Source organism: Demequina salsinemoris, assembly GCF_000974805.1.
In the GTDB taxonomy this organism is placed as follows: Bacteria; Actinomycetota; Actinomycetes; order Actinomycetales; family Demequinaceae; genus Demequina; species Demequina salsinemoris.
The window spans coordinates 427929-440663 of record NZ_BBQZ01000001.1 but is presented as its reverse complement, the minus strand read 5'-3'; the positions used below and the strand labels follow the sequence as shown (position 1 = coordinate 440663).

9 protein-coding genes are annotated in these 12735 nt (G+C 70.9%); 4 read left to right on the top strand and 5 right to left on the bottom strand.

All coding sequences use genetic code 11. The features are described from left to right. Positions 1-31: 31 nt before the first annotated feature. Positions 32-454, top strand: a complete 423-nt coding sequence (locus tag AOP78_RS02050; protein ID WP_062200858.1) for a hypothetical protein — start codon at positions 32-34, stop codon at positions 452-454. On the opposite strand, the gene AOP78_RS02045 is transcribed toward AOP78_RS02050, so the two are convergent. The 3 genes from AOP78_RS02045 to sucC form a co-directional block, all read right to left on the bottom strand. After that, positions 424-1647, bottom strand: coding sequence for a cell division protein PerM (locus AOP78_RS02045; RefSeq protein WP_062200855.1), 1224 nt, complete (start codon positions 1645-1647; stop codon positions 424-426). The two genes, AOP78_RS02050 and AOP78_RS02045, sit on opposite strands and share 31 nt — an antisense overlap. Positions 1648-1714: 67 nt before the next feature. Continuing rightward, positions 1715-2593, bottom strand: a complete 879-nt coding sequence (sucD, locus tag AOP78_RS02040; RefSeq protein ID WP_062200853.1) for a succinate--CoA ligase subunit alpha — start codon at positions 2591-2593, stop codon at positions 1715-1717. Positions 2594-2606: 13 nt separating this feature from the next. Continuing rightward, positions 2607-3767, bottom strand: coding sequence for an ADP-forming succinate--CoA ligase subunit beta (gene sucC, locus AOP78_RS02035; protein WP_062200851.1), 1161 nt, complete (start codon positions 3765-3767; stop codon positions 2607-2609). Between the two features lie 255 nt (positions 3768-4022). Here sucC and AOP78_RS02030 point away from each other — a divergent pair, with 255 nt between their 5' ends. Further along, entirely contained in the window at positions 4023-6122 is a 2100-nt protein-coding gene (locus tag AOP78_RS02030; RefSeq protein ID WP_062200848.1) for a right-handed parallel beta-helix repeat-containing protein, read from the top strand. A gap of 211 nt (positions 6123-6333) precedes the next feature. Next, the gene (locus AOP78_RS02025) at positions 6334-8229 is read left to right on the top strand and encodes a right-handed parallel beta-helix repeat-containing protein (RefSeq protein WP_062200845.1); all 1896 of its coding nucleotides are present in this window, start codon (positions 6334-6336) and stop codon (positions 8227-8229) included. A gap of 62 nt (positions 8230-8291) precedes the next feature. On the opposite strand, the gene AOP78_RS02020 is transcribed toward AOP78_RS02025, so the two are convergent. Beyond that, entirely contained in the window at positions 8292-8939 is a 648-nt protein-coding gene (locus tag AOP78_RS02020; RefSeq protein WP_062200843.1) for a response regulator transcription factor, read from the bottom strand. Beyond that, the gene (locus AOP78_RS02015) at positions 8936-10288 is read right to left on the bottom strand and encodes a sensor histidine kinase (RefSeq protein ID WP_062200841.1); all 1353 of its coding nucleotides are present in this window, start codon (positions 10286-10288) and stop codon (positions 8936-8938) included. The genes AOP78_RS02020 and AOP78_RS02015 overlap by 4 nt, the downstream gene beginning before the upstream one ends. A gap of 229 nt (positions 10289-10517) precedes the next feature. Here AOP78_RS02015 and AOP78_RS02010 point away from each other — a divergent pair, with 229 nt between their 5' ends. After that, entirely contained in the window at positions 10518-12665 is a 2148-nt protein-coding gene (locus AOP78_RS02010) for an MMPL family transporter (protein WP_062200838.1), read from the top strand. The last annotated feature ends 70 nt before the right edge of the window (positions 12666-12735 follow it).

Genomic DNA, 12735 nt, shown 5'->3' with positions numbered 1-12735 from the left:
GCTGGTGTCCCTACCGAAGCCGAGGAGCACCGTGCCCGACCCCGATCCCAGCACCCAGCCGCCGCTCACCCCCGCCGCACGCTGGTCGCGCGCGCTCGGCTTCCTGGTGCTCGGGCTCGCGATGCTCCTGCTGCTCGGGTTCCCGTGGACGCTCGGCGCGCTCGTGATCGGCCCGGTGACGGCGCTCGTGGGCATCGTGGTCCTCGCCGCGCGGGGATCGGGCGACCTCGGGACGTGGGCGCGCGCCAACGCGGTGATCGGCGTGATCATCGGCGCGTTCGGCGGGATGTCCGCCATCGGGATGCTCATCCTCTTCGAGCCGCTCAGCGATCTCGACGCGTGCCAGTCGCGCGCGATCACGACGTCGGCGAGCCAGCAGTGCCAGACGGAGTTCGACCAGGCGTACGAGGACCTGCTGAGCCGCTACGGCGTCGAGCTGCCGACCGCGGGCTGAGGCTCGTCGGCGGTCTCATCCGCACCGGCTCCCCTGCCCTTCCACGCCGCCAGCCCCGCGAACACTCCCCCGACCAGGGCGTGACCCGCGAGCGTGAGCCCTGCGATCGCGGCCGCGGCCGCCCACACCGACGGACCCACCTCCGCGAGCCTTCCGGGCCCGGCCGCGCCGGTGGCGAGGCGCATCGTCGCCGCGGCGACGAGCAGCGTGACGACGCCTGAGACGCCCATCACGACGAGCTCCTCCCGCCATGTGACGATCCGGCGGCGCAGCACGAGGCGCACCGCGATGCCCACCGCGACCAGCGCCAACGGCGTCCACACGAGCAGCCCGCCGGAGCCCTGAGGCAGCGCGCCCAGCAGCGGCAGCTCCGGCAGAGCACCGCTCTCGACCGTGCCCGGCGAGTACACGGTTCCTGCGCCGACGCTGAAGCCCACGCCCGCGACCCAGGCCATCATCCACACCACGAGCGTCGGCACGTAGGCGAGCTGCGCGAGGGCGAGGACGCCGGATCCGACGGCACCCGCGTCGAGCGAGGTGACGGTCGCGGCCATCGTCCCCGCGCCCTTGAACGCGGAGACCGCGCCGGCCGCGGCAGCCAGCACCACGACGAGCGACAGCGACGACAGCGACGCACGGATGCCCGCGCGGACCGTCGGCGGGATCAGATCCACGACGTCGATCCTCAGCCCGTACGCGCGCACCCTTCCCGCGAACACTCCCGGCACGCCGAGCAGCAGCGCACCCACGACAGCCCTGACGACCAGGTCGGACGCATCGTCCGCGTCCCTCCACGCAAAAGAGGCCACGAAGCCCGCGAGCGTCGCGAACGCGGCGACCGCGAGCCCCACGGCGTCCCACGAGCGCAGCAGGAAGCGCTGCGCGGTCGCGACCAGGATCCCCAGGATCAGCAGCGTCAGCCCCAGCGGCACCAGGGAGTAGGTGCCGAGCGAGGTCGCCGCGGGCACGCCCATGCCGAGCAGCCAGATCCGCATCGCGACCGCGATGCCCGCTCCCCAGTCGGTGTCGGTGCCGTCCACGGGCGCGGTCGCGAGCGAGGCGAGCGTGGGCGCGATCACGACGAGCAGGGAGACCGCGGCGGCGAGGGCGCCCGTCACGAGTCCGCTCGCCCAGCCGGGCAGGTCGCCGGCGAGGCTGCGGGGCGCGCGGGAGCCCGGGGAGGAGGCGGTCATGGCATCCATGGTCGCCCGCGCGGGTCCCGGTTGCCCGGAACGCCACGCGCCCGCGGTCGCCGAAGGGCTAGCTGAGGATCTCCCGCATGAGGCTCGCGGTCTCCGACGGCGTCTTGCCGACCTTCACTCCCGCGGCCTCGAGCGCCTCCTTCTTCGCCTGGGCGGTGCCGGCCGAGCCGGACACGATCGCGCCGGCGTGGCCCATCGTCTTGCCCTCGGGAGCCTCGAAGCCCGCGACGTAGCCCACGACGGGCTTGGTCACGTGGTCCTTGATGTAGGCGGCCGCACGCTCCTCGGCGTCGCCGCCGATCTCGCCGATCATCACGATCGCGTCCGTGTCCGGGTCGTTCTGGAAGGCCTCGAGGCAGTCGATGTGGGTGGTGCCGACGATCGGGTCGCCGCCGATGCCGACCGCGGTGGAGAAGCCGATCTCGCGCAGCTCGAAGAGCATCTGGTAGGTCAGCGTGCCCGACTTGGACACGAGGCCGATGCGGCCAGGCCCCGTGATCGACGCCGGGGTGATGCCGACGTTCGACTCTCCGGGCGTGATCAGGCCGGGGCAGTTCGGTCCGATGAGGCGCGTGCCCTTGGCCTGCGCGTACGTGAAGAACTCGGCGGTGTCCGCGACGGGCACGCCCTCCGTGATGATCACGGCGAGCGGCATGCCCGCGTCGACGGCCTCCATGACGGCCGACTTGGTGAAGGCCGGCGGCACGAACAGGACCGACACGTCGGCGCCCGTGGCCGCCATCGCCTCGGCGACCGTGCCGAACACGGGGACGGTGACGTCGCCGGGGAACTCGACCTCGGTGCCCGCCTTGCGCGGGTTGACGCCGCCGACGATGTTCGTGCCGGAGGCGAGCATGCGCTGCGTGTGCTTCATGCCCTCGGAGCCGGTCATGCCCTGGACGATGACCTTGGACTGCTTGGTGAGGAAGATTGCCATGTGCGTACGCTCCTTAGGCGGCGAGCTCGGCGGCCTTGGCCGCGGCGTCGTCCATGGTCTCGACGATGGTCACGAGCGGGTGGTTGGCGTGCGCGAGGATCGCGCGCCCCTCCTCGACCGCGTTGCCGTCCAGCCGGACGACGAGCGGCTTGGTCGCCTCGTCGCCGAGCGTCTCGAGCGCGCCGACGATGCCGTCGGCCACCGCCACGCATGAGGTGATGCCGCCGAAGACGTTCACGAACACGCTCCTGACCTGCTCGTCGTGGAGGATCACGTCGAGCCCGTTGGCCATCACCTCGGCCGAGGCGCCGCCTCCGATGTCGAGGAAGTTCGCGGGCTTCACGCCTCCGAACCGCTCGCCCGCGTACGCGACGACGTCGAGCGTCGACATCACGAGCCCTGCACCGTTGCCGATGATCCCCACGGAGCCGTCGAGCTTCACGTAGTTGAGGTTCATGTGCTTGGCCTTGGCCTCGAGCGGGTTCTCCGCGGACTTGTCGACGAGCGCGGCGTGGTCCTCGTGGCGGAAGTCCGCGTTCTCGTCGAGCGTGACCTTGCCGTCGAGCGCGATCACCTCGTGGTCGTCCGTGAGCACGAGCGGGTTGACCTCGACGAGGGTCGCGTCCTCGTTCCGGTAGACGTGCCACAGGCGGACGATGACGTCGGCGACCTTGTGGTGAAGGTGCTCGGGGAAGCGCGCCTCGGCGACGATCTCGAGCGCCTTGGCCTTGTCGATGCCCTCGATCGGATCGACCGCGACCCTCGCGAGCGCCTCGGGTCGCTCGACCGCGAGCTCCTCGATCTCCATGCCCCCCTCGTACGAGCACATCGCGAGGTACCGGCGCTCGGCGCGGTCCAGAAGGACGCTGAAGTAGAACTCCTGAGCGATCCGCGCGCCCGCGGCGATCATCACGCGGTGGACGGTGTGCCCCTTGATGTCCATCCCGAGGATCGCCTCGGCGGCCGCCTCGGCCTCCTCGGGCGAGTGGACGACCTTCACGCCGCCCGCCTTGCCTCGGCCACCCGTCTTCACCTGAGCCTTGACGACGACGGTGCCGCCGAGCTCTTCTGCCGCGGCGCGAGCCTCGGCGGGGGTGGTGGCCACGATGCCCGGCAGCACGGGGACCCCGTGCTTCTCGAAGACATCACGGGCCTGGTACTCGTACAGGTCCATCGTCGGTCCTTTACTGTCGGGGACGCCGAATCACGGCGGTGGGGTTCGACGGGCCCAGCCTAGTCCGGAGGGTGCGAAGGTTCGCAAGACCGGCGGAGCATGTCCTCGGCCCCACCGCGGCAATGACGCGGACGTGTTCCTCCGCATTCCCTGACACGCCTGCTAGGGGCATTGTGGATCACATCAACATCTCGCTAGGGTGACACGCGGTGCGCCACCGACGGCGCGCTCGACCACCACCCGGGGGGGACTCACATGCGCAACTTCGCGCCTCATACACGCCTGCGCCGCGCGACGGCCGCCGCAGGCACCACCACTCTTCTGACGCTGACCGCGGTGGCGGTCGCGGCGCCGGCCACTGCCGCAGCCACCGAGCCTCTGGAGGCCTACGACGCCGCGACCTGGGCCCAAGCGGTGCAGGACGCGATCGACAACGGCGTCGCCGACACGATCGTCATCACGGCCGACTTCTCCGCCCCGGGAGGCACGTGGTACAGCGAGTTCGACGAGGACCTCACGATCGATGGCCAGGGGCACACGGTCACGTGGGACGACAGCCAGCGGCGCGGAGCGTTCATCGAGGCCCACGCGTACGACTCGGTCGACGCCAACCTCACCATGCGCGACCTCACCATCGACGGCTTCGGCAGTGACGGAGGCTACGCCTTCTCGCTCGACTCCCGACGAGCGATCGTCGTCGACAACGTCACGGTGCACCAGGCCGACGATTCGCGCCCGTTCTTCATGTACGTCGACGGCACCGCCACGATCACGGACTCCACGTTCGACTACACCGGCTCGAGCACCACGTCGATGGCCATCATGACGACCTATCGGAGCGCCTCGGGCGAGGTGACGATCGCGGACTCGACCTTCGCGAACCAGAACGGGAAGAACTTCGGGGCCCTTCAGCTGAAGAACATGGTCGCGACGGTGACCGGCTCGACGTTCACCTCCAACACGTCGAACACCGCCAACTCCCAGCCGGGGAGCGGCGGCGCGATCCACGCCAGTGGCCTGGGAAGCCTCACCATCGAGAGCTCGACGTTCGAGGACAACACCGCTGACACGACGGGCGGGGCGATCTACTCCGAGGTCCCGCTCACGGTGGCGGGCAGCGCCTTCACCGCCAACGGCGCGCCCACGGCCAACGCGATCATGATGACCGACGCCGACGATCCGCTCTCCATCACCGGATCGCTCTTCACCGACCACCTCGACGCGAACCTGATCCAGGCCGGAGGGCCCGTGGAGATCGACTCCTCCACGTTCGCGTCCAACTCCGCGGGAGTCGGGAGCGAGCTGCTCTCGCTCGCCGCGGCCGACGAGTCGGAGCGCGTCATCACGAACTCGACGTTCGTCGGCAACAGCACCGGCCTCGGCGTCATCGTCGCCTCCTCCGAGTCCCGCGTCGCGCTGCTCCACAACACGTTCTCCGACAACACGAGCACGTTCGACGTGACCGACCTCCGCGCCGCAGCACCCGACGTCGAGCTGGTCGGCAACGCCTTCGCCTCGGACACCGGAGACGACGTATGCAAGGTCGACGACTCGAACGGCGGCGCCACCACCGCAGCGAACTTCGACGCGGACGGCACGTGCACCGACGACTGGTCGGGCGACGGCGACATCGGCAACGGGATCGACGCCCTCCTCGGAAGCCTCGCGAAGCACGGCGGCGACGTGCCGACCATGCTGCCCCTGGCGGGAAGCCCGCTCATCGACGCGGCGCCGACGACGTTCGGCATCGCGGTCGACGCGCGCGGCGTCTCGCGCCCGCAGGGGGACGCGAATGACATCGGCGCCGTCGAGCTCGCGGTGGACACGGCGGGCGACGGCTCGGGCTCCGGTTCGGGTTCCGGCTCGGGCGGCTCCCACTCGTCCTCCGCGACCACGGCGGACCCGAAGGCCGAGCTCACCGCCGCCATCGCCTCCGCCGTGAAGCTGCGCGACAGCGCCCTGACGAAGTTCCTCACCGACCGGCAGCTCAGGATCCTCAGGAACCACATCGCCGACGCACGCGACATCCGCGCCGACGGCACCTCCACCGAGCGCATCGCCGAAGCCAAGAGCCTGACCACCATGGTCACGAAGATGACCAAGAAGGCCGTCGCCAAGCGCACCGCCTACCGCGAGCTCAAGAGCACCATCGCCACCGCCGTGAAGTTCTACCGCAGCTCGCTCGCCAAGCACCACCTCACCGACGCGCAGCGCACCAGGCTCAAGACCGCCATCTCCACCGCCAAGCACATCAGCCCCGCAGCATCGGTCACCAAGCTCACCGACGCCGACACCACCCTGCACAAGACCGTCAAGCGCCTCAGGGCCAAGGCCAGGGCAGACCGCGACAGCTGACGCCCTGCCCACGATCACGGGGCTCGGCCCGCGCCACCAGCGCGGACCGAGCCCCGTCGTCGTATCCGGGTCGGGCAACGCACGTCGCGAGATACCCAGGCATGGCCTCCGAGACACGCCACCGTGCGCATTGTGGACGAGTCCACTACTCGCTAAGGTGTCGCTCGGCACGCGACCGGACGCGCGCCGCACTGATATCTGGGGGATCTCCATGCGCTCAACTGCGCACACCCGCGGCCTCGGCCGCGTCACCGCCGTCACCGGCACGACGACCCTGCTCGCTCTCGCCACCGCGGCGGTCGCCGCTCCAGCCTCGGCCGCGACCTTGGACGTCACGGACGCCGCCTCGTGGACTACTGCGCTCGAGACCGCGTCGACCAATGGCGTGCCCGACACGATCAACGTGCTCGCCGACTTCTCCGTCCCTGGCACCACGCAGAACTATTGGGGGAACCAGGACCTCACCATCGAGGGCAACGGCCACACGATCTCATGGGACGGCACCCTCGCGGGCGGAGCGCTCGTCGCGCACCAGGAGGCCAACCTCGACGCCGCCTTCGTCATCAGGGACCTCACGCTCACGGGCTTCGACGGGACCGGCTCGGCCGCACTGTTCATCGCGTCCAACGACACTATCGCGTTCGAAGGCCTGACTGTGGCCGACACCGTGAACGGTCCCGGCGTCACACTCGTCGGCGACGGTGGAGTCACCATCACCGACAGCACGTTCAGCGACAACGAGTTCGCCTACGACAGCGACTCGTACTTCTTGCTTCCCGGCGGTTCAGGGCTCACCGTGTACAGCGACCCCACCTCTGACTTCACCGTCACGATCAGCAACTCCGTCTTCTCCGGCAACTCGACCACAGGCAGCGGCGCGGCGATCTTCTCCAACAGCGACGCGCTCGTGATCGAGGACTCGACCTTCGTCGACAACATCGCAGGCGAGAGTGGCGGCGCGATCTACACCCCCGGCGACCTCACGGTGAACCGCTCGCTGTTCGCGCACAACGAGGCCACCGACGGTGGAGCGATCCTGTCCTCCGGCGACCAGATCACCATCGGCTCCTCCACGTTCGACGGCAACGCGGCCGCGGGAACCGGCGGCGCGATCTCGACCGACTCGCACGCGAACATCCTGATGGGATTCTCGACCCTCACCGACAACACGGCCGGCACCTCGGCCGACCACGTCTTCACCGGAGGCCTCCTGTCGTTCGTCGCGAGCGTCATCACCGGCGGCGCCGGCGACGCCTGCCTCGTCATGGGCAGCACCAGCGCCATGACCTTCGATGAGGACGGCACATGCACGCTCGAGTGGAGCGGCGACGGAGACCTCGGCGAGGGTCTCGACGCGCAGCTGGGCACTCTGACCGACAACGGCGGAACCACCCTGACCCGCCTGCCCGCGTCGAGCAGCCCGCTCGTCGACGCGATCCCGGTCGAGCTGTGCCAGTCGGCCCTCGAGTCGGACGAGGCGTTCCTGGTGGAGTTCGACCAGCGCGGCGTCTCGCGCGCCGAGGCGGTCGCGGACGGCAACGCCTGCGACATCGGCGCCGTCGAGACCTACGTGGCGCCCGCGGACGACGCGGCTGGCTCGGGTTCCGGCTCCAACTCGGGCAGCGACGACTCGTCCTCCGCCACCACGGCGGACCCGAAGGCCGAGCTCACCGCCGCCATCGCCTCCGCAGTGAAGCTGCGCGACAGCGCCCTGACGAAGTTCCTCACCGACCGACAGCTCAGGATCCTCAGGAACCACATCGCCGACGCAAGGGAGATCCGCGCCGACGGCACCTCCACCGAGCGCATCGCCGAAGCCAAGAGCCTGACCACCATGGTCACGAAGATGACCAAGAAGGCCGTCGCCAAGCGCACCGCCTACCGCGAGCTCAAGAGCACCATCGCCACCGCCGTGAAGTTCTACCGCAGCTCGCTCGCCAAGCACCACCTCACCGACGCGCAGCGCACCAGGCTCAAGACCGCCATCTCCACCGCCAAGCACATCAGCCCCGCAGCATCGGTCACCAAGCTCACCGACGCCGACACCACCCTGCACAAGACCGTCAAGCGCCTCAAGGCCAAGGCCAGGGCCGACCGCGACAGCTGACGCCCTGCTCACCAGGAAGGCCCCGGCCCGCGCGACGACGCGGGCCGGGGCCTTCCGTCAGGTCAGTCTGTGGGTTCCCCGGGCGCGACGAAGCCGCTCTCGTACGCGGCGATCACCGCCTGCGTCCGGTCGCGCACGCCGAGCTTCGTGAGGATCGACGCGACGTGGGACTTCACGGTCTCGACCGCGAGGAACAGCTCGGCGGCGATCTCGCCGTTCGACCTCCCCCTCGCGAGCGCGCGCAGCACCTCCTGCTCGCGCTCGGTGAGCTCGGGCAGCGTGATGCCCGGCTCGCGAGCGGCGAAGCGCTCGATCACCGTCCGCGTCGACGCGGGGAACAGCAGAGACTCCCCCGCCGCCACCACGCGCACGGCCTCGATGAGCTCGGTGGGCGGGACCCGCTTGAGCACGAAGCCGGCTGCGCCCGCGCGCATCGCGTCGAAGACGTACTCGTCGAGCTCGAACGTCGTGAGCACGAGGACCGCGGTGGGCAGGCCCGCGGAGACGATGCGCCGCGTCGCCTCGAGCCCGTCGATCCCCGGCATCCGGATGTCCATGAGGAGGACGTCGGGCCGCTCGCGCGTCGCAAGCGCGACGGCGGCCTCGCCGTCGCCCGCCTCGCCGACCACGTCCCAGCCGCCCTCCGAGCCGAGGATCGCCTTGAGGCCCATCCGCACGAGCGGGTCGTCGTCCACGATGGCGATCCTCATGGGGCCACCTTCTCACGCAGGCCCGCCCACGGGGAGGACAGGTCTCCTGCCTCGGCGAGGTCCGCGCCGAGCGGGATGAGGGCGACCACCTCGAAGCCGTCGCCCGTGGCGCCGATGCGGGTACGCCCGCCGAGCAGGGTCACGCGGTCACGGATGCCGCTCACCCCTCGTCCGGTCGAGTGCGTCGCCGTCGGCGGCCCTACGGCCGCGCCGTTGACGACCGCGACGCCCACCGCATCGTCCTCGGTGGCGACGCGCACGTCGATCGGCGCCCCTGGCGCATGCTTGGCGGCGTTCGTGAGGGCCTCCCGCACGATGCCGAACACCGTGCGCCCGACCGCGGGCGGGACGTCGTCCGCGTCCACGTCGACCGTGACCTCCGCGCCTCCTCGGCGCGAGGTCTCGACCAGGCCCGTGATGTCGCGCAAGGTGGGAAGCGGCGCGCGCTCGGCGGCCTCGTCCCCGCGCAGGTGCGCGATGATGCGGTCCAGCTCGCCCATCGCGGCGCGCCCGCGCTCCTCGATGTTGCGCAGCGCCTGGCGCGCGAACTCCGGGTCCGAGTCGAACACGTGCGCGCCGGCGCCCGCCTGGACGATGTTCATGGTGATCATGTGCCCGATGCTGTCGTGCAGCTCCTGGTCGATCCTCAGCTGCGCCTCGGCGAGCTCGGCGCGCTCGGTCGCCGCCTCGGCGAGCTCCCGATCGCACGGGCCGAGCGCCCAGCGCGCGAGCAGCCGATGCAGCTCCGCAGTGCCGCGCACGATCCACCCAGGCATGGGCAGCACGAGCAGGATCACCGGGGAGCCGACCGCGACCCAGAAGGCGACCGTGTCGACCACCGACGCCGCCTGCGCATCGTCCGTCTGCATGCCGATCGCGTCCGCCATCCCCAGCAGCTGGACGACGGCCAGGACGAGGGACGCGACGAGCGTGACGGGCACGACGAGCTGGACCACCGCGAACGCGAAGCCCACCGGGCCGAGCACGATCCGCGCCACGATCCACGCGACGACGCGCCACGACGACTGATCGTGGAACGGCGCGAGGGCCATCCGGACGCGCCCCGCATCGGCGGGCACGCGCAGCGGCGACGGCGCACGCACCTGCGTCCCCAACAGGCCGTTGGCCATGCCGCGTTCGACCGCGCCGAGCGGGCGCAGCGACGCCTGCACCCCCACGAGCACGAGCACCCCGACCCACACGACCGCGAGCCCGACGCCGACGGCATAACCGGTCACGACATAGACGAACAGCAGGATCGACACGGGCAGGCCGAGCAGGAGGTAGAGCACCGCGTTCCAGGTGCGCGCCTCCCAGGCGGCGGCGAAGTAGCGGCGCAGGACGTCCATACGTCCATCGTGCCCGGTACGTCCCGTGGATCGCCAGGCTCCCGCGGTGGTTCCGCCCTCCCCCGTACGGGGGATCCGTCAGGGACCTCCCCGAGTCGGAGCGATCGCGAACCCCTCGCACGGGGGCCCCGGTTCGCTCTCGCGCGGGCTGTGGGGCGCGGCCGCCCGGCGCGACCGTGGAGTCAGCGGTCCGCACCAGCGCGCCGCACCCATTGGAGGGGGCTTCATCATGCACATCGGACTCACCGGGCGCATCGCCCGCGCCTCGGCCGCCCGGCCATGGCTGACCATCACCTTGTGGGTGCTGCTCGTGGGCGGCGCGATCGCGCTGTCGGGAGGCCTCGGCAGCGCGCTCGTCCAGGACGACAGCAACCTCGTCGCCACCGACTCCGACACCGCGGCCGAGATCGATCAGCGCGAACGCGGCATCGACGACGGCCCCGTGGCCGAGACCATCGTGGTTAGCGCTTCCGAGGGCACGTCGGCCGACGCGCTCGCGCGTGCTGGCGAGGATGCCGTCGCCGCGGCCCTCGGCGTCGACGGGGTCGACGCCGCAGAGATCTCGCCGGCGCCGTCGGCCTCGGGCACCAGCCTCCTGGTGAGCGTGACGGTGGCCGCCGATCACCCGGAACGCACGGGCGAGGACCTGCTCGCCGCGACCGACGCGCTCGAGGAACAGGGCGTCGAGTTCCTGAGCTTCGGACCGCTCACCGGCGAGGCGATGTTCGACGGGCTTGCCGAGGACACGCTCGTGCGCGGCGAGGTGGTCGGGATCGGGGTCGCGATCCTCATCCTCATCGGCGTCTTCGGCGCGCTCGTCGCGGCGGGGATCCCGCTGCTCGTCAGCCTCGTCGCGATCACGACCGCGGTCGGCGCGACGGCGATCGTCGGCTCCGCGTTCGACCTGTCCTTCTTCATCGTGAACATGATCACGATGATGGGGCTCGCGCTCGGCGTGGACTACACGCTCGTCGCGGTCCAACGCTTCCGAGAGGAGCTCGCCCACGGACGCACACCGCTCGACGCGGTGGGCGTGACCGGCGCCACCGCGAACCGGGCCGTCCTGTTCTCCGGGCTGACCGTGCTGGTCTCGCTCGCCGGGATGCTCATCGTCCCCAGCACGATCATGCGCAGCCTCGGTGCGGGAGCGATGCTGTCCGCGATCATGGCGGTCGTCACCGCGCTCACGCTGCTGCCGGCCGTCCTGCGCCTGCTCGGGCACCGGATCAACAAGGGACGCGTGCCCCTCACCCGCGCGGGCCGCGAGCCGCGGGTCTGGCGAGGCGTGGCCCGCACCGTGACGGGGCGCCCCGTCGTGAGCCTCGTCGCGGGCCTCGCGATCCTCATCGCCATCGCGGTGCCCGCCGCCTCGATGCGGCTCGCGTTCCCCGGCCTCGAGGCGCTGCCCGAGGACAACGAGTTCCGGGTCGCCCAGGAGGTGCTCGTCGACGACTTCGGCTACGGGTCGGAGACCACGCTGGTCGCGATCGAGGGCGCAGCGGACGACGCGGTCGCCGTCGAGGAGCTCGCCGCGTGGATCGACGCCTCGCCCGCATACACGGACGCGACGATCGACTGGCGCGGCGACACCGCCTTCATCGACGCCAAGGACGTGTACGGCGGCGCCGACGAGCGCGCGGAGCAGGCGCTCGGAGACCTGCGCGCGCACATCGACGACACCGCGCTCGAGGCCTACGTCGGCGGGGACCAGGCCGAGTCGGTCGACTTCACCGACATCGTGACGAGCTCGACGCCGTGGGTGCTCCTCGCGGTGCTCGGGGCGTCGTTCGTCCTGCTGCTCGTGGCGTTCCGCTCGATCGTCATCCCGGCCACCGCGATCATGCTGAACCTCCTCAGCGCCGCCGCGGCGTACGGGCTGATGGTGATGGTCTTCCAGTGGGGCGTCGGGGCCGATCTGCTCGGCATGCCGCAGACCGACGCCATCGCTCCCTGGATCCCGTTGTTCCTCTTCGCCGTCCTGTTCGGGCTCTCGATGGACTATCACGTGTTCCTGCTCACCCGCATCAAGGAGCGGCACGACGCCGGGGACACCACCAGGGCAGCCGTGGTCCACGGGCTCAGCAGGACGGGGTCGCTCATCACGGGAGCCGCGCTCATCATGGTCGCGGTGTTCGCTGGCTTCGCGCTGGGCGACCTCGCGGAGTTCGCTCAGATGGGCTTCGGGCTCGCGGCGGCGGTGATCCTCGACGCGACGATCGTGCGCACGATCCTGGTGCCGTCCCTCATGACCCTGCTCGGGCGGTGGAACTGGTATCTGCCGCGCGCCCTGCAGTGGCTTCCGCAGATGCGGATCGAGGTCGAGCCGCAGCCCCGACCCGCGGAGCAGGAGCCCGCGCTGGTGACCGCCGCCAGGTGACGGACGGCCCGCGCGTCACGCGCTGGCCGCCTGGACGACGGCGGGGCCCCGGGGATCGATCCCCGGGGCC